The organism is Dorea phocaeensis (assembly GCF_900240315.1).
Classification (GTDB): Bacteria; Bacillota; Clostridia; order Lachnospirales; family Lachnospiraceae; genus Dorea_B; species Dorea_B phocaeensis.
In genome coordinates, this window is record NZ_OEPZ01000003.1 from 50,598 (window position 1) to 69,961 (window position 19,364).

A 19,364-nucleotide genomic window follows, 5' to 3' on the forward strand; every position below is an offset into this window, starting at 1 on the left:
TTATTAAAATTAGTGCAATATCTAATATCTACTGGATGGGGAAATGAACTGCTTCACTTCCCCATAACCATTAGTCAAAAAAACCTACCTGTTTTCCATAATCTAAAAGATTATCTATGATTTCCTGATCAGGTTCTTTCCATGCAAAACCCATTTTTTCGAGAAGAATTTTAGTCTTATCCTTTACAAATCTAAACATGGTTGGCATATGCCACGGTAGAAAATCAATATATGCAATAAGATTATTTATCTCTTGCATTTTTGAGTTATCCGTTCCTTCTTCATATATCGGTAAAAAATAATCCCACATATCTTCATAAGGTCGTAAAACAACATTTTCCCCATATTTTTGTATCATTTTTCCCATATGTGTAAATGATAAAAGTTCCGTGTTCTCAATATGATAAGTTTCATTATTTAGGTTTTTTCTAGTTGCCAGTAAATAAATAGCTCTAGCTGCACTGTCCACATATGTCAAATCAACCGTTTTTTGTTCAGATAACGGAAGAATTCCTAAGCGTAAAAAGCTTCTCGTTAAAATGTAAAATGCATTCTGTTCTATATTTTTTTGGAATTTTCCTCCTTTCAACTCACAAGAAATATTTCCCATTCTAAAAATATTAATATTGTAGCCTTCATCTCTCGCTGCACGCATTAAAGTTTCAGCCTCATACTTTGTTTTTGCATAATTATTATCAATTACCTGTCCAACATTGAATTCGCTCTCTGAAAACAGCACCTCCTTTTTATCTGGCACAGAACCAAATCCTACATGCTTGGTTGAGATATGAAAAATCTTTATATTTTTCTTTTTCTCCGCAAATTTTAGGATATTACTACAGGTTAATACATTACTTTTATACATTACTTCGTATAGTCCCAAATGTGATACAATTGCTGCACAGTTAAAAATGCAATCTACTTTTGAACGTAAAATTTCATATGTTTCTTCCTCCAATCCGAATTTTGGGATAGATGCATCACCAACTACAACATGTATTCTTTGTTCCCATGCAGGATTATACTTATCGAAGAACTCCAAAGTCTCTCTTAAACGTTTACCTGCACTTTCTTTACTTTGTCCACGTATTATTGCATAAATCTCCACATCTGTATTTGATAAAAACTCATATAAGATATGAGAGCCTAAAAATCCTGTCGCTCCAATAAAAAGCATCGTTCTATATTCTTCCTCGGTTTCAAGTTCAATCTCATTATAGTCTTTATCAATTTTTTCTAAATAATTTCGATAAGACTCAAGATACTCTGTAGTTGGATATTGTAAAACATGCTCCATTTCCTTAAACTGATTTTTTAAAAAATCGAAATATATCTGAGGTTCTTTTTTTCGTAACATTTTACTCAGAGAAGCAATATTCCTATATAAGTACAATTCTTTTATACTTATTTGATATTTCTGTGTTAGTTTTGAAAATACTTTCATTGCAGAAAGAGAATCCCCGCCCATCTCATAAAAGTCATCATATATACCAATATCAGATAAATTAAGAACTTCTTTCCATATTTTAAGTACTTCTTTTTCTTTTACAGTTCTAGGATCTATGCATTTTCCTATTTGCTTGGTTTTAAATTCAGGTTTTGGCAGTTTATTCCTGTCTACCTTTTCATTAGCCGTAAGGGGAATTCCTCCAATTTGTTCAAAGCATTTTGGAATCATATAATCCGGCAATTTACTCCGAAGCATATCTTGCAATTCTTTAGAATCTATATTGTTTTCAGATACAAAGTACCCACATAAATATTTCTTTCCGAGATCATCCTCCCAATCAACTACTACACAATTTTTAACTTTCGGGTGTTTAAGTAATTGATTTTCAATTTCACCTATTTCAATTCTGTGCCCTCTAATTTTAATCTGAGAATCTTTTCTTCCTTGAAAAATGATAATTCCACTTTTTAATAAAACACCATAATCACCCGTTCTATAAATTCTTCCATATTTCGGATGTACAATAAATGCTTTATTCGTTTTCTCCTGATCTTTAAAATATCCTTGTGCTACCCCCTTTCCTCCAATATATAATTCTCCCGATACTCCTACCGGGCACTCCCTACCTTCATAGTTCAGAACATAATAAGTCTGGTTTGCCAATGGTTTACCATATGGAATACTTTTCCATTCTGGATCCACGTAATCCACTGGGTAGTAGATAGACCAAATTGATCCTTCCGTTGCTCCGCCAAGACTAACCACTCTGGCATTTTCACATACCTTTTTTATAGCATTTGGCATATTTACTGGAATCCAATCACCACTTAAAAGAACCGTATTTATCGTTGGAAACAGCCTCTCATTTCCAATGCCATTAAGGAACATTTCCATAATGGCTGGGACAGAATTCCAAACTGTGATTCCTTCTTTCTCCACTATTCTTTCCAAATATGAAATATCATGGATATCTTCAATTTCAACTAACTTTGCTCCCGTTGATAAACTTCCGAATATATCATATACCGAAAGATCAAAGCACATTGATGATAAACCAATTATCTTGTCTGTGTTATCAATGCTAAATTTTTGATTAATGTCTAGCACTGTATTCATTACAGCACTCTGCGTAATTACAACTCCTTTAGGAACACCTGTACTTCCCGATGTATAAATCAAATAAGCAATGTCCTCCGGATGATATGTAATATCTAATGCTGTATCAGAATACTGATTAATATTATAAGTTTCATAAAATTCAGGCTCTAATAAATACGCGCTTCCACTATTTGACAAAATATACTCTTGGCGTTCTTTAGGATAAGTAGGGTCTATAGCTACATAAGCTGCCCCAGCCTTTAGAATACCAACTATGTTCATAATAGTTTCTTTTTTTCTTTTGCCCATAACACCAATAATATCACCTGATTTTACACCACTACTTATTAAATAATGTGCTATCTGATTTGACTTTTTATCTAATTCTACACATGTCATTTCACCTTCTATATCTGATACAATTACATGTTCTGGATATTTTGAAGCTACTTTTTTAAATTCTCTCTGTATTGTTGTCTCCTCAATATCGCATTGTGTGTCGTTATATTTTTGTATAATAGCTTCATCGTCTTTCGCAGGTCGTAACAGCTCACTGTACGGCTTATCTAAATTTTTTAATGCGTTTATATACTGCAAAAACATGGTGCCGATTACTTCTTCATCAAAAAGTTCTTCTATATAGTCCCATGTTATAGATAAGCCCTCCTTCGTTTCCATAACTTGATAATCCAAATATACTTGCGATGTCTGGCTAACCCCCATCTTTATTTCTCCGAGATCATTGATTGTCGCATTATCCTCTGAATCTATAGAGAACAATAAACTTGTGAATACTACCGGCATAATAGCCTGCTGTTGCATATTCTTTCGTTTTGCCAGTTCTCGAATTACATTTATACCATCATAGTGTCTATGCTCCAAAGCGTCCATCATTTGCTTCTGTACCCGTTGTGCAAGATCCCATAAATTAGACATTTCTCCGAGTTTAACATCAAGCAGTATTACAGAAGTAAAGTCACCTATAATATTATTTACATTAGGATTAAATGGATATCTTGTAAATACAGTTACATTAATTGTTAAATCTTTTTGGTTACTCCAATATCCCAATACTGCAGCATATACGCTACACAGCAAAGCAGAGGTGGTAATTTCTCTGTTTCTTGCTTCTTTCTTAATATTCTCCCATATATTATTATTAATAATTTCTTGCTGCCTTTTGAAGTGTGGATTTTTTACTTCAGACAATTCTTTTTTCAAAGGCAACTCTGGGGCTGGTGCCAGTAAATCAATTCTATCTGTCCAATAGCCTTTATCCTCCATATATATATCACTATTCTTAAATTCTTCTAATGCATGCACATAATCTTTATAATCAAATTTCTGCTGCATACTTGATGTCGCTTCGTAGTCATACTCTCTTTTCAACTCTCTGACAAGAATCCGCATGCTACTTCCATCCGCAATCAACAAATCAATCCCAATGAATAAGTAATATTCCTGAGAGTTAATTTTAAATGCTTTAAACTCAAATAAAGGCCATTTTTCTACATCAAATACATAATGGGACATTCTGGAGCGTTCCATTAGAATCTTTTCCTGCTGTTCTTTTTTACTGCATAAGCTTAAATCTTCCACTGTGATTGAGTACTCTGGAACATATTTTAAGACTCTTTGCATACCACTTTTTGAGAAAACCGTCCTAAACATCGATTGTTCTTTAATTGTCCTATTAAGACTTTTTTCCAATTTTTTTATATCTAATTTAGTCAATACTTCATAATAGCCATGTGTTGAAATACCTCCCAAATCAAATTCATCATTTCTTCCTAATAGATACGCCATCTGAACATCTGTTAAAGGGAACTCCTCATATTCATCTCCCGTAGTATGAGAATATTTCGGATATTCATACTTCTGCTTCTTGCTTTTTCCATTCTCAATAAGTTTTGCCAGCTTTTCAGGTGTATTAGCGTATAAAAACTCTTTATAGGAAATCCCCACTTTTAGTCGCTCAGAAATACAGCTCATAGCCCTAACCATTTTTATAGAATCTCCACCATTTCCTAAAAAACTATCCTTTATACTAACCTCATCAAGATTTAAAATCTCTTTCCAAATATTGACAAGCTCTCTTTCGGTTTTTGTTCGAGGATAAATAATCTTTCGAGATTCGTTGTTATTAAAATTATGTTTAACTAATTTCTTTTTTTCTACCTTTCCATTTAGATTTAAAGGAATTTCTTCAATCCGTTCAAAGAACTTCGGCACCATATACTCAGGCAGAGTTTCTCCCAGAAAAGAACTTAATTCCTCGGTATCAATTTCGGTGTCCGATACTACATAGGCGCATAAATATTTCTTCTTGTTTTCGTCTTCCCAGTCTACCACAGCGCACTTTCTAACTGACTTATGCTGTAACAGACGGCTTTCTATTTCTCCCAATTCGATTCTATGACCGCTGATCTTTACCTGGTAATCTTTTCTTCCCTGAAAAATGATGTATCCTTTCTCTGTCATTACACCATAATCACCTGTTCTATATATCCGTCCATATGCCGGATGTTCGATAAATGCTTCTGCTGTCTTTTCCGGGTCCCGGTAGTATCCCTGTGCCAATCCTTTTCCGCCAATATATAGTTCTCCCGTTACTCCTATCGGGCAATCCTCCAGCCTATAATTCAGCACATAATACGTCTGGTTAGCTAACGGCATGCCATACGGGATGCTTGTCCATTCTGGATTCACTTCTCCTATCGGATAATAAATAGACCAAATCGACGCTTCCGTAGCTCCTCCAAGGCTGACTACTTCAGCATTTTCATATTCTTTTCTAATTCTATCCGGCAGGTTTACAGGAATCCAGTCTCCACTGAGAAGCACCAAACGAAGACTGCTCTCCTCCAGGCTAACGTTAACCTGGCTGCTTTCCTCCATTGACCAGAAATCTGTTTCCTCCTGTACTGTATTATCCAGCATCATCTCCATAATCGCAGGAACAGAATTCCATATAGTGATCCCTTCCTCTTTGATAACTTTTGCCAGGTTATAGACATCATGGATATCCGGAACCTCTACCAAGGTTGCACCTGTTGAAAGGCAGCCAAAAATATCATACACCGAAAGGTCAAAACACATAGATGACAGGCCTATAATCTTGTCCTCTGCTGTGACATGAAACTTCTGGTTTATATCAAGTACAGTATTCATAACTGCCCCTTGAGTAATTGAAACACCTTTTGGGGTTCCGGTGCTGCCTGATGTATAAATGATATAAGCCAGATCGTAAGGAGTATATCCAATGGCTGGCGGTTCAGATGAATATTCACAAATTTCTTCACGTTCATAAAAATCTGCATCTAAACACATCACACTTTCGCTGTGAGACAGTATGTATTTTTTCCGTTCTTCCGGATATTCCGGATCTATCGCCACATAGGCAGCACCCGCTTTTAAAATTCCAAGGATATTAATAATGGTTTCTTTTCTTCTATTCCCTAAAACAGCAATAACATCCCCTCTCTTTATTTTCTGGTTCAATAAATAGTTTGCAATTTGTGAAGATTGCTTATCCACTTGATGGCAAGTTACACCCCCAGTATTATCTGCAATAAGAATCTTTTCAGGATATTTTTCTGCTATTTTTTTAAATGTTGTCTGTATCGGCAATATTGGCATATCCAGCTTCGTATCATTATAGGCTGTAAATACTTCCTGTTCTTTTGAATCTAAATGAGGCATGGAAATTACATTCTTTGATAAACTTTCGACAATATTAATGTACTGTTTAAACATAGTACTTATCATATTTGGCGTAAACAATTCCTTAATGTAGTCCCATGTAATCAACAATCCTTCTTTAGTTTCCATCACTTGATAGTCCAAGTATACCTGAGAGGTTTGACTAACTCCCATTTTAACTTCACCCAAATCTTCTATGGTTACTATATCACCTTCCTCCATAGAAAAGAGAAGACTCGTAAAGACAACTGGCATAACTGCCTGTTCTTTCATTTCTGCTTGTTCTGCAATTTTACGAATCACATTCATTCCATCATAATGCCTATGCTCCAGAGCATCCATTAATTGATTTTGAATCTCACTGGCTAATTTCCAAAAATCACTTCTACCAAGCAAATTAACCCGTAATAAAATTACTGAAGTAAAATCTCCAACTATGTCTGTAACACCTTCATTAAATGGATACCTGGTAAAAACTGTAACATTAATAGTCAATTCAGGTTGATTGCTCCAGTATCCTAAAACTAAAGCATATGCGGTACATAAAAGTGTAGATGTTGTTATGCCTTTCTTTTTTGCTTCCTTTTGAAGAACATTCCATTCTGATTTTGGTATCACTTTCTCAATTCTTGCAAACTGAGGTTTTCTAATTACACTTGGATCTTTTTGTAATGGAAGCATTGGCGCCGGTGGAATCAGAGATATTTGTTCCATCCAATAATCTTTATCTTCCTTATATGTACTGCTTTCACTAAAATCATTTAATGCCTCTACATAGTCTTTAAATGTAAAAGCATTCTGTCTATTCTTGTCAAACCTATCGTAGTAAAAGTCTAACAGTTGTCTAATAAATATTCTAACACTTCCTCCATCTGCTATTAACAAATCAATCCCTACAAAAAGATAATATTCCTCCTCATCAGTTCGAAATGCTTTAAACTCAAATAGAGGCCATTTTTCTGTATCAAATACATAATGGGACATTCTTTGTCTTTCTGTTTTAATAACATTCTCCTGTTCTTCATCCGTATACCCTCTAATATCATTTTCAGAGATTCTATATCTGGGCACCTCTTTCAATATTTTTTGTGTACCGCTTTTACTAATAATTGCCCGTAACATTGGCTGGATTTCAATAACTTTATTAAGGCTTTCTTCTAATTTTCTTATATTCAAGTGTGTCAATATCTCATAATATCCGTGTGTAGAAATACCACCTAAAGCAATTCCCTCGTTTCTCCCTATTAAATAAGCCATTTGGACATCTGTTAAAGGAAACTCATCATATTCAGTATCCACATTATGTTCTTTATGCTTATAAATAGTCTCCTTTAAAATTCCTTTTTTTCCTTCTATTAGTGATGCCATTTTTTCTATTGTATTAGCAGTTATAAATTCTCTAAACGATATTTTAACGTGAAATTCTTCAGTAATTTTTCCTAGAACAGCGACCATCTTTATAGAATCTCCACCTATTCTTAAAAATTGATCTTTAATCCCTATTTTCTGTATTCCAAGAATTTCTTCCCATATAATTGCCAATCTTTTTTCTGTTTGTGTATGTGGAAAAACTTTCTCTTGCGTCTTGATTGTCTGTTTGGGCTTTTTTAGCTCTTTCCTTAGAACTTTTCCATTTAGATTTAAAGGAACTTCTTCAATCCGTTCAAAGAACTTCGGCACCATATACTCAGGCAGAGTTTCTCCCAGAAAAGAACTTAATTCCTCGGTATCAATTTCGGTGTCCGATACTACATAGGCGCATAAATATTTCTTCTTGTTTTCGTCTTCCCAATCTACCACAGCACACTTTCTAACTGACTTATGCTGTAACAGACGGCTTTCTATTTCTCCTAATTCGATTCTATGACCGCTGATCTTTACCTGGTAATCTTTTCTTCCCTGGAAAATGATGTATCCTTTCTCTGTCATTACACCATAATCGCCTGTTCTATATATCCGTCCATATGCCGGATGTTCGATAAATGCTTCTGCTGTCTTTTCCGGGTCTCGGTAGTATCCCTGTGCCAATCCTTTTCCGCCAATATATAGTTCTCCCGTTACTCCTATCGGGCAATCCTCCAGCCTATAATTCAGCACATAATACGTCTGGTTAGCTAACGGCATGCCATACGGGATGCTTGTCCATTCTGGATTCACTTCTCCTATCGGATAATAAATAGACCAAATCGACGCTTCCGTAGCTCCTCCAAGGCTGACTACTTCAGCATTTTCATATTCTTTTCTAATTCTATCCGGCAGGTTTACAGGAATCCAGTCTCCACTGAGAAGCACCAAACGAAGACTGCTCTCCTCCAGGCTAACGTTAACCTGGCTGCTTTCCTCCATTGACCAGAAATCTGTTTCCTCCTGTACTGTATTATCCAGCATCATCTCCATGATCGCAGGAACAGAATTCCATATAGTGATCCCTTCCTCTTTGATAACTTTTGCCAGGTTATAGACATCATGGATATCCGGAACCTCTACCAAGGTTGCACCTGTTGAAAGGCAGCCAAAAATATCATACACCGAAAGGTCAAAACACATAGATGACAGGCCTATAATCTTGTCCTCTGCTGTGACATGAAACTTCTGGTTTATATCAAGTACAGTATTCATAACTGCCCCTTGAGTAATTGAAACACCTTTTGGGGTTCCGGTGCTGCCTGATGTATAAATGATATAAACCAGATCGTAAGGAGTATATCCAATGGCTGGTGGTTCAGATGAATATTCACAAATTTCTTCACGTTCATAAAAATCTGCATCTAAACACATCACACTTTCGCTGTGAGACAGTATGTATTTTTTCCGTTCTTCCGGATATTCTGGATCTATTGCCACATAGGCAGCGCCCGCTTTTAAAATCCCTAAAATATTAATAATAGTTTTTCTACTGCGTGTTCCAATTACCGCTACAATACTACCTTTTGAAATATTTCTTTTCAAAAGATAATTTGCTATTTGAGTGGACTTTTCATCTAGCTCAGCACATGTTGTTCTTCCCGTAGAGTCTACGACAATATACTTATCTGAATATGCTTTAGCTATTAATTTAAACATATCCTGAATCGTAGTTTCTGGTATATCAGTCTGAGTCTGATTATAAGTATTGATAGTTTTCTTATCATTTTTTGATATCTCCGGATACTGTAAATTTTCATCCATGATACTTTTTACCAATGCTATATATTGTCTAAACATCTTCTTAATCATTTCCGAATCAAACAGTTCAGCCATATAGTCCCAGTTAAGTACTATTCCATTTTTCGTTTCCGAAATCTGAGCGTCTAAATATACCTGAGATGTTTGACTTATTGAATATTTTATCTCTCCCAATGCATCTACTGTTAAATTTTTATCCCCATATAACATACTTGTAAATACAACTGGCATAATACTGCCTGACGGAGTATCACTTTCCCTCATCAAATCTCTAATAAACTCTATTCCATCATAACTACGGTGCCCTAATCCTCCTAATAACCGTCTTTGAATCATCTTTGCATTTTCCCAAAATGATTTTGTAGCATCAACAGAGGAATCCAGTAATACAATTTTAGTAAATTCACCAATAGCATTTTTAGCATCTATCCCCGTCGGGCGATCCATTGTTGTAAGATTGATAGATAAATTTTTTTGATTACTCCAAAATCCCAAGATATAGGCGTACGCCGTAATAAAAGCAATAGAAGGACTAACATTATTCTTAGCTGTTATTTCACAGATTTCGTTATATGTCTTTCTATCTATAATTTCCTGAATTCTTTTAAAGTTTTTCGCTTTTACATCCCTAACATTTTGCCTTAATTTTAGATTTGGTGCTGCTGGGAAATCATCTAATTTAGAAAGCCAATATTTCTTGTCAACTTTATATTTTTTTGAGTCCCGCATTCCTTTCTGCTTCAAATAATAATCCTCTATATCAAAAATATTTTCTAATTTTCCTTTTCCTTTTGCATAATCATTCCATTGAGACATAAAAATGCCAATACTTGCACCATCCATAATTAACAAATCTAAATGGACAAAAAGATATGTTTTATTTTCCTGTATTCCTGTTAAAGCTACAATCTTAAACAACGGCCATTTATTTGCTTCTAGTACACACTGTGATAATGTATTACGGATTGTGATTATTTTATTTTCTATAATCTCCGCTGAACAATTCTTACAATCATCACTTTCAATAATATATCGAGGCGTCTGCTCTAAAAGCATATGTTCTCCATTTTCCAACACTAAAGTTCTTAAAACTGGTTGCTTTTTTATTAATTCATTTATTCCGTTTTCTAATTCATTGATCGTATATTCTGTGACTATTTCATAATATGCATGTGTTGAAATTCCGCCTAAATCATATTCTTGATTTCGCCCAATATAATAAGCTTCCTGAACAACGGATGGGGGAATTATTTTACCTTTATCCTTTAGCTTTTCATTTTCTTTCTTATTTAATATTTGTGCAATATATGAAGCTATATTTCTTACTGAAGCCATTTCAATAAATTCCTCTGGTTCTATCTCTAATGAAAAAACCTCCGAAATTTTACCTAGTAATTGAAACATTGTTAAAGAACTTCCACCAATATTAAAAAACTCATCCTCTGCTGAAACTTCCTGTCCAAGTACTTCTTTCCAAAATCCTAATAGGGTTTTTGTAATTGTTTCTTTATCCATTTCTCTAGTCATCTTTTAATAGCCTCCTTCTGTTTCTTTTGATCAATTTTCAAAATTAATTCTTTGATGCTAAATTGCTCTAATGGTTAAAAATTCCTAGCTTCTATTTTCTTAATGTAATCTTCAAATTCACCTTTTTCATATCGTTCTTTCATTTCTTTTCGTTGCTTTTTCCCAATTCTATTTCTACTAAGTTTTTTAACTGGAATTACATATTTAACCGGTTGATGAATTGTTGTACTTATTGTATCTTTAATTCGTTTTTCTATAAGTTCACTCTCAAATAAATTATTTTCTACAAATATTACTAATTCATCTTTCATAAGCTCTTTATTTTGTATCGCACATGCTATATAGTCTACGCAAATTTCTTTTAATTTTTCTTTACACAGCTTTTCAATATCTTCCGGATAATAATTAAGTCCATTAAAAAACATAATGTCCTTTTTTCTTCCTGTAACTATGAGTTGTCCGTTTATCATAGTTCCCATATCTCCTGTTTCCAAATAATTATTCTGCCCTATTAATGGACAATATTGCTTATTACTAAGAATCTGTTTAGCAACATTACTTCCGCTCACAAAAATATTTCCAATTTCCCCTTGTTTAACCTCATTTCCGTTTTCATCACATATTTTAATACTTACCCCATGTACCGGCTTTCCTACATATGCTATATCGAAATATTCCTTTTTTTCTGCACTATTACATTCTATTAATATATTTTCTGAAAAATATTTTTTCTTATCAATTCTAAGAAATCTATCTTCACATTTAGCAGGATCATGTATTGTTACTGCTGTTGTTGTTTCCGTCATCCCATATACAGCAACCATCGCATTTTTCCTGAATCCGCATTTTTTATACAACTCAATAAATTTATACATATTCGTACAATTTATAGGTTCTGCACCATTAAAAACACATCTCAAACTACTAATATCAATACTTGATATATCATTTTTCTTTCCATAGTTTACTAACATTTCAACAGCAAAATTCGGAAACATAGTTACGGTTCCTTTATATTTCTTAACATAATCGAAAAATCCCCTTGGATTTCTCAAAAAATCCTCTGTTGATACAACAACTTCGTTTGCCCCACTACATAGAGGTATTAAATGTAGAAGAAGTAAGCCTGCCACGTGAGTTAAAGGCATCCAATTAATTATTACATCTGACTTATTGTAGTGAATTTTTTGTATTACTTGTTCAATTCCATTGAGAAGATTCTCTGTTGTTAAAACCACTCCCTTGGGCAAAAATACACTGCCTGATGTAAATAAAATTACCGCTGGATATTCTGTATCAATTACTTTAAACCAATTTTTCTTCCAATCTCTTTTAATATTTTCTATTTCTGGAAAAATAAATATATCGCTGCTTTTTATATATTTATTTTGAGATATAATTTCATATTGTTTTTTGTCAGTAATTACTTTATTGTTAGTTATATTTTGAAATACATTTTCGACATTTTTTATTCCCCATGATTTATTCCATGCTGAAATATAATCCACCGGAATTGCTGTATATCCAAATATCAAACAAGTCCAAAAAGTTGTAATGAAATTTTTGCGGTTTTGTAGCAAAATTACCAAAGATTCCCCCGGTTTCATCCCTTTCTCTTTTAGCCACTCTCCTAATCCTATTGCGTCATTATATAGTTCCTTATAACTTACAAAAACCTCCGTTGTATGTTCTATAAATCTAATCCCTTCATTAGTGGATTCCTCAACAATCTTTTTTAGAATTTCTGATAACAATGTACCTCTCTCCTTTATTACTTTTTAATACCAAATTCCATGCTATGAAGGAACGACATATTAGAAGTTAATGGAAAAAGGGGCTTTATCTTCTTGTAATCCATTTCTCCAATAGAGCAACTTCCAACTTCTTCTGCTTCAGCAATATAAGTTAATAGCGAAACCATTATCCCCGTATCTATACATGCATAAATATATGCCATTCCACCATATTTAGGCATCGAAACATCTGCATCGTAAATAAAATATATACTAAATGCTGAATGTGAAAAAATATCCTTATTCATAAAATATTGAGATTCCTCGTTTATAACGTTCTCTTTTTTTATTTTCTGTAAACAATTTAATTTAGGTGAATAATAATAAAGTCCACCCGGTATTTCTTTAATTCTGTTCTCTTTAATATAGACATAAACATCAATAGGATATAATCCACCTGCGCTTGCATAATAATAACGATGCGTAATAGCATCCCTTTCTCTTAAAATAGATATTATTTTGAAAAATTTTTCCTTATCCATCAGTGTTTCATTGTCAAAAACGCGAACACTTTTTCTCTTTTCAATCATATGAGAAAAATTGTTTGTGGGTATCTTAATTTCATCCATTATTTTTTGTTCCATGACCGGATTTCTAGTTAACTGTATTTCTTTAAAATTCTCCAGAGTTTCCGCATCATATTTAATTTTTTCATCATACTTATTATCAAAAAGATAATTCTGTATATGTACCAGTTGTTGTATCTCTAATGGGCTATAAATCAAAATCTGTCTTTTAATTAAATCTCTTATAAATTTCTTAATTAAGGGATTATTTTTATAACTCATTTTTTCAATTAAGTCTTCTTCTAAAATCCCTTTCTGTGTATAAAAGTAAAATTCTGGAAATAATCCAGAAAACTGCTGACCATAATTAAATAATTCAATTTTCAGGCAGCCGTCCACAATTTCCCATCGAAAAACAGGCGACCAATATAATAATTTATTCGTATCCATCTTATCTCCTTTATAATAGCTAATTTATAATTTCCTTTTCTAATTCTTCCAAATATTTTGTATAGCTATGTGGAAAAAAATGTCCTCCACTAAAAGAAGTTATCTTAAATTCTTTTAATGTTACTTCTTTCCATCCTAGCATAATTGTTTCGTTTGCCTCTATATCTTCTGTACCACAATGAGCAACTATAGAAGAATTTATCATTTCCCCATGATACTTAAAACCCTCATGTAAAACATAATCATTCATAATTTCCGGTAACATATATTCTCTAAAAATATCGCTTTCTAATAATTCTCTTGGAGTTCCTCCTGCATTTTTTAGTTCATCTAATAATGCACTTAGTCCCATACTGCTTCTAAAGCTTTTTGCACACGGATCAAAAGGAGGTTGTCTTGCTGCAACAATCAATTTTTCTGGAAAATAATTGTATTTTTTTTCAATATAATACGATACAGAGAACGCTAATGCAGCGCCCATGCTATGTCCCCAGAAAAAAAATGGTCTATCATCTAGTATGGCTATTATTTTTTCAGCTATTATACCTACTAAGTTATTATAATTATTTTCTTTACCTCTTTCTGAAAGACTTATGGGAATAATGTCTATTTTACTACTACGATCTACCCATTTAGCAAAAGTTAAGCTATTCCCTCCAGCATGAGGAAAACAAAATAATTGATATGGCTTTTCTTTTTTCATTCTTTGAATATAAGGAAATATCTCCATATTATTATCTCTCTTTCTCAATTTTATTTTTCCTTTCATAGTTTTATTTTTGAAGCACGACACATGCTACATATTCCTCGTTTAATTTTATGTTCTTCAAAAACCACCCTTCTTCTATTTTGTTATTCTCTTTTATTATGTCTTCACTAACAGAAAAAGATTTGAACTCTTTAAAAAGTCCTATTCCTATCGCTTTTACATAAGCCTCCTTTGCTGTCCATAGATTATAAAACTTTTCTATATTCTTACTTTTATTAATATCCTCTATCTCTTTTTTAGAAAGGAACTTATCGCTTATACACTGGTATTGAAATGATAAATTTATTTTTTCTATATCAACTCCTATTCTTTTTTCATATGCAAATCCCATAAAAACAAATTCTCCAGAATGCGAAACATTAAACTGTATAAGTCTTTTATCTTTTATTGGCATATGATATGGTTTCCCATTTTTTTCATAGCATATTTGAATATCAAGACAATCTACTTCTAAATAATGTGCTAATAGTAATTTTGTTAAAATTTTTCCTGTCATACATCGCATTCTATCTTCATAAAATTTAAAAGAATATACTCGTTGTTCTTCCTGTATAGAAATTAAATTTTTATATTTATGTATATAATCTTCTAATTCTTTCCAATTAATACTCCATAAATGAATTTCATTCGGAAGTAATTTTATTCTACTTAGTTTGAATAATCTTTCGTTACAATATTGTTTAATACTTATCATTAATTACTTTATTCTCCATAATTTATTTTCGGGAAAATACACATTATCCTCCACATTTTATAAAATTATCCTGTTTTAAATATTCCACAATTTATAAATCCGAGATATATTGTTTTACAAGAGCATATTGAGGTATTGTCTGTGTAATCCATGTATTAGCCCCAATAATACTGCCTTTTCCTATTACCGTATCTCCGCCAAGAATAGTAGCTCCCGTATAAATAGTTACATCATCTTCTACTGTAGGATGTCTCTTAATATATCTTAGTTTCTGACTATCCTTAGTAGATAACGCTCCCAAGGTTACTCCTTGACACATTTTTACATTCTTTCCAATAACTGTTGTTTCGCCAATTACCACACCCGTTCCATGATCTATAAAAAAACCTTTACCAATTATTGCTCCTGGGTGAATATCAATTGCCGTTCTTGAGTGTGCATATTCCGTCATGACTCTTGGCAAAATAGGAATATCTAATTCATACAGGCAATGAGCTGTTCTTTGAACCAATACTGCTAATGGCCCCGGATAAGCTATTATAATCTCCATATAGCTCTTTGCCGCCGGATCTCCTTCATATGCTGCTATCATATCCGATATAACCAACTGTTTTAAAACAGGAAGTGTATTTTTAAACTCCACTAGTTTTCTTTCATCTTCACTTCTTCCCATATTTAGCAATTCTAAATACTCCTTTAGTAAGTTACATATTTCTTGCTCTATCTTTCTTTCATCTTCCTGTCCAAATGGACAATATTGCGCATAAAAGAAACCCTGTAATAAATTTATAAATTTTTGAATCCATTTATCATTAAAGTTCTTATTTATCATCAATCCCATCTTTTCTGTATCTTCCTTACTACCTAATCTTTTTACTCATTTTACTTTTCTTTCCTTTGTTGGTTAGGTATTTCTAACTCACATCCAAAATTTTTTTACACTTCCTATTATTAGTCCAGTAGCTAAAACCAAATGCGCTGTTGCAATTCCTTTTGCCAGCAAAGAGAATCCATATATCCCTAAAAATATAGCCATTATAAATTCAATCGCTAATATTATTCTTGCACGTTTTCCATAAATTCTTGTCTCTATCTTGTCTAGTTTCTTACCTTTAGTATCTATTGGTACTAACATGAATATAACTAAAACCGCAATAAGCCAAAGAAAGAAAAAAGAGAATCCAATGTCTGATGTTACCGCTAAATATTGCCCACATCCGAAAACGAGGAAACCAGAGAAAATAATACAGCTCGTAGGCTTTTCTAAATGAATTCCCCCTGCATACTGCCTTAAAACAGTAAACGGCAGTAAAAAGCTAAACATTTCTATCCAGTTTCCTGTTGTCGTACCAACTATAGCAATAATGGCATATATAGCTATCTTATTCAGAAGCAAACCGTAAGCATATGTATAAAACCTACGCTCTTTTTCCCCAAGAATTCCCCGCTGGCTTTGTAAAGTGAAAAACCAGTCGATTATCCTTTTTCGCATTAAAACTTTCTCATCTTCTTAACTTCGTCCGGTTCTTCATCCTGAAAATATAACCAGTCACATGCAAGATTTGCGGAACGTGCTGTCAATTTGAGCGCAAGCAAATTGATGCCCTCTAATACCTTTGTTTTTACTTTGTCTAATATTTTCTTCATGATTTTTGCCTCCTTTTTTCAAAATTCTACTAAAAAATCGCCTCTACTACAATTACCTCGGCCAAAACGGTAATTTTTTGGGCGATTTTTGCATCGTCTTACTTAATTGTAAAGATTATCTCAACAGAAAACTCCTGTTCTCCTGCAACAATCCTCATGATTCCTCCATATCTTTCCACCAGCTTCTTTACCGTATGAAGCCCGATTCCATGACTGCCGGAATCTCTTTTTGTACTTATATATCGCTCCTTCTCTTTTATTAAAGGCACAATATAATTATTGCGAAATTCCATTACCAGGAAATGATTTTCATTCCCCATATACATATTACAAATCACATACTTATCTTTCTCTGTCTTTTCAGCAGCCTCGATTGCATTATCCAAAAGGTTCCCCACAATAGAAATCAAATCCAGGTCTTCTATAAAATCTGTTCTAAGATTATTTCCAAGTTTGATTTTATACAATATGCCTTTTGATTCGGCGACAAATTTTCTTTCACATAAAATACTGTTTAGAACCGGATCAGCGCAGCAACTATAATTTTTCATTTCCTGTATCCGGATCCCCAAATGTCTTACCATGTTATCCAACTCAAGATTTTTTCCATTTTCTATCAAGTTCGCTGTAATACAAAGAAATTTATTCACATCATGCAAAAAAGCCCTTTTATCTTCGTTTACTTTATTGATATATTTCTGATTGATATTTTCAGCTTTACTTTTCTGATAAAGCAATTCCATCTTTTTTACTTCTTCAGACCTTTCAATTAATTTATCAAAGACTGCAAATATACAAATATTCGTCATTAACAGCAATGCTGCTCCAATAGGAATCATGATACGATTTACACCGGTAAAAGAAATATGCGAATAGTATATACACATAAAAATGATAATTGTCGCTATCGGCAGAGTTAACAGCACAGTAAACAATTTATTTTCAATCGTCAGATAATTCTTCTTTCTTGTTATCTGGTTAATACATTTCACGAGTAAAAAAGTCATCGTTTTCATCAGCAAAATAGCCAATGTTTTTTCCAGCTCAGACTGAAATTCGTTTGCTGTTCCAGTTACTCCATAGGCTTCAGTAATCGCAGCAAACAAAAACTCTGGTATGATTGCCAACATATAATAACAACAGGCCATGATAACTTTCTTCCACTTACTGCCTTGAAAAATAATAATGGCAGCAATCGTATAACTTACAGGGATAATCGTAATATTAAATAGCGTCGTTCCCATATGATTTGCAATAAAAATACAAAGTGCCGCAGCAAAATACACCCCAATTCTTTTCCATAAAGATCCTACCCTATATGGAAACATATTTTTCCCAAAATCATTCAGCATCCATACCTGAAGGCTGCAAACTAAAACATCTCTTAGTAAATCCATCAGATCAACCATTCCTTTCCCTCAGATATTCAAACAGCGCCTCGGTAAACTCTTCTTTCTTTGCTCTTGAAACATTCAGTTCTATTCCGTATTTCAACCGTAGTACGCCTTTTTCTAACCCTTCTACTTTTCCCAAATTAACAATGTAACTATAATGCGCCTGTGCAAATCCCTGATCTTTTAACTGTTCACATAATTCTCCAAACGATTCTCTGCACCGAACTGTCTCTTTTTCTTGCTCTTTCACAATGGTTATCACACATCCTCTTTTGGCTCTGGAAACATATAAGATATTTTCCACATGTATGCGTATTATCTTCCCCGCCGATGTCACCGTTACCGCATAGTCATTCAGAAAGCGTCTCTTTACCTCAGTCATAATAGCTGCAATTTCCCGGCGTAAGCTGGTATCGTGTAAGTCCTTCATAATATACCGGAAGGGCTGCCCAAAATTAATACTGTCCACTGTCGGCTCAAAATAACTAGAACAGAAGATTAAAACTGCATCTTTGTTATAATTTCTCAATTTTAATGCTGTTTGGTTTCCATCCAGCCCCGGCATACGGATGTCTATAAAGACCAATTCGTGGAGAATATCCGTATGTTTCAAAAGTTCATTTCCAGATTCGTATTCATAAAATCTGATTTCATTTTCATGCAAACTATTTTCATGCTCTACAATCTCCCTGATCGTTTTTCTATATCTTTTATCATCATCGCAAATAGCTATCTTATACATAATCCTTCCTTTTGTTAGTTGCAACTAACCTCATTTCATAAAAAAAACCATCCCGCAGAATTTTGCCATGAGATTATCTCTTACTTCTATAACTCCGGTTCCAACTCTGCAAAGATGGAATCTCCAAAAAATTCTGGTATTGTGATTTCTAATCCATCACACAATTTCTTGATTGTAACTACGCCTACATTCTTACTCTGCCCATACAAAATATTCTTCAGCGTTGATGGCGGAACACCAGAACGTATCGCCGCCTCATTCACGGTAATATCGTTTTGCCTTATCAATTCTTCAAGACGATATATAACTGCTGTTTTCATATCCATGATTTCTACCACCTTTTCTCTATTCTATATAAATTGCCCGTAAAAGGTCGCCCATATATAGTCTTTTTGAACAAAGATACATCTTTGTAAGCTTTGTATAC

11 protein-coding genes are annotated in these 19,364 nt (G+C 33.4%); all 11 read right to left on the reverse strand.

Annotation, left to right across the window (positions count from 1 at the left end; all coding sequences use genetic code 11):
- Window positions 1-70: 70 nt before the first annotated feature.
- The 11 genes from C0979_RS07385 to C0979_RS07435 all read right to left on the reverse strand — a co-directional run bounded on the left by C0979_RS07385 (window position 71) and on the right by C0979_RS07435 (window position 19,263).
- On the reverse strand, window positions 71-10,942 hold the full coding sequence (locus tag C0979_RS07385) for a non-ribosomal peptide synthetase (protein WP_101695376.1): 10,872 nt from the start codon (window positions 10,940-10,942) through the stop codon (window positions 71-73).
- A 74-nt stretch (window positions 10,943-11,016) separates the two neighbouring features.
- A complete protein-coding gene (locus C0979_RS07390; RefSeq protein WP_027089847.1) occupies window positions 11,017-12,696 on the reverse strand; it encodes an AMP-binding protein in 1,680 nt (559 codons plus the stop codon).
- 17 nt (window positions 12,697-12,713) lie between these two features.
- Entirely contained in the window at window positions 12,714-13,691 is a 978-nt protein-coding gene (locus C0979_RS07395; RefSeq protein ID WP_027089848.1) for a SagB/ThcOx family dehydrogenase, read from the reverse strand.
- A 19-nt stretch (window positions 13,692-13,710) separates the two neighbouring features.
- Window positions 13,711-14,442, reverse strand: a complete 732-nt coding sequence (locus C0979_RS07400; protein WP_159459867.1) for a thioesterase II family protein — start codon at window positions 14,440-14,442, stop codon at window positions 13,711-13,713.
- Between the two features lie 22 nt (window positions 14,443-14,464).
- Window positions 14,465-15,154 carry a 4'-phosphopantetheinyl transferase family protein gene (locus C0979_RS07405; protein ID WP_027089850.1) on the reverse strand — a complete coding sequence of 230 codons (690 nt, stop codon included), beginning with the start codon at window positions 15,152-15,154 and terminating at the stop codon, window positions 14,465-14,467.
- A gap of 91 nt (window positions 15,155-15,245) precedes the next feature.
- Complete coding sequence (gene epsC / locus C0979_RS07410; protein ID WP_051592795.1) at window positions 15,246-15,995, reverse strand: serine O-acetyltransferase EpsC; 750 nt, start codon at window positions 15,993-15,995, stop codon at window positions 15,246-15,248.
- Between the two features lie 78 nt (window positions 15,996-16,073).
- On the reverse strand, window positions 16,074-16,646 hold the full coding sequence (locus C0979_RS07415) for an accessory gene regulator B family protein (RefSeq protein WP_027089851.1): 573 nt from the start codon (window positions 16,644-16,646) through the stop codon (window positions 16,074-16,076).
- Window positions 16,646-16,801, reverse strand: a complete 156-nt coding sequence (locus tag C0979_RS07420) for a cyclic lactone autoinducer peptide (RefSeq protein WP_034864522.1) — start codon at window positions 16,799-16,801, stop codon at window positions 16,646-16,648. Before C0979_RS07420 ends, C0979_RS07415 begins: the two co-directional genes overlap by 1 nt.
- A gap of 98 nt (window positions 16,802-16,899) precedes the next feature.
- Entirely contained in the window at window positions 16,900-18,198 is a 1,299-nt protein-coding gene (locus C0979_RS07425) for a sensor histidine kinase (RefSeq protein WP_034864529.1), read from the reverse strand.
- A 4-nt stretch (window positions 18,199-18,202) separates the two neighbouring features.
- The gene (locus tag C0979_RS07430; protein ID WP_027089853.1) at window positions 18,203-18,937 is read right to left on the reverse strand and encodes a LytR/AlgR family response regulator transcription factor; all 735 of its coding nucleotides are present in this window, start codon (window positions 18,935-18,937) and stop codon (window positions 18,203-18,205) included.
- A gap of 86 nt (window positions 18,938-19,023) precedes the next feature.
- Window positions 19,024-19,263, reverse strand: a complete 240-nt coding sequence (locus C0979_RS07435; RefSeq protein ID WP_027089854.1) for a helix-turn-helix domain-containing protein — start codon at window positions 19,261-19,263, stop codon at window positions 19,024-19,026.
- Window positions 19,264-19,364 lie beyond the last annotated feature (101 nt).

Bases quoted from the DNA above. Each gene is read 5' to 3' on its own strand.
- C0979_RS07385 (WP_101695376.1), bottom strand. From the start codon at position 10,942: ATGACTAGAGAAATGGATAAAGAAACAATTACAAAAACCCTATTAGGA.
- C0979_RS07395 (WP_027089848.1), bottom strand. From the start codon at position 13,691: ATGGATACGAATAAATTATTATATTGGTCGCCTGTTTTTCGATGGGAA.
- C0979_RS07405 (WP_027089850.1), bottom strand. From the start codon at position 15,154: ATGATAAGTATTAAACAATATTGTAACGAAAGATTATTCAAACTAAGT.
- epsC (WP_051592795.1), bottom strand. From the start codon at position 15,995: ATGGGATTGATGATAAATAAGAACTTTAATGATAAATGGATTCAAAAA.
- C0979_RS07415 (WP_027089851.1), bottom strand. From the start codon at position 16,646: ATGCGAAAAAGGATAATCGACTGGTTTTTCACTTTACAAAGCCAGCGG.
- C0979_RS07420 (WP_034864522.1), bottom strand. From the start codon at position 16,801: ATGAAGAAAATATTAGACAAAGTAAAAACAAAGGTATTAGAGGGCATC.
- C0979_RS07425 (WP_034864529.1), bottom strand. From the start codon at position 18,198: ATGGATTTACTAAGAGATGTTTTAGTTTGCAGCCTTCAGGTATGGATG.
- C0979_RS07430 (WP_027089853.1), bottom strand. From the start codon at position 18,937: ATGTATAAGATAGCTATTTGCGATGATGATAAAAGATATAGAAAAACG.
- C0979_RS07435 (WP_027089854.1), bottom strand. From the start codon at position 19,263: ATGGATATGAAAACAGCAGTTATATATCGTCTTGAAGAATTGATAAGG.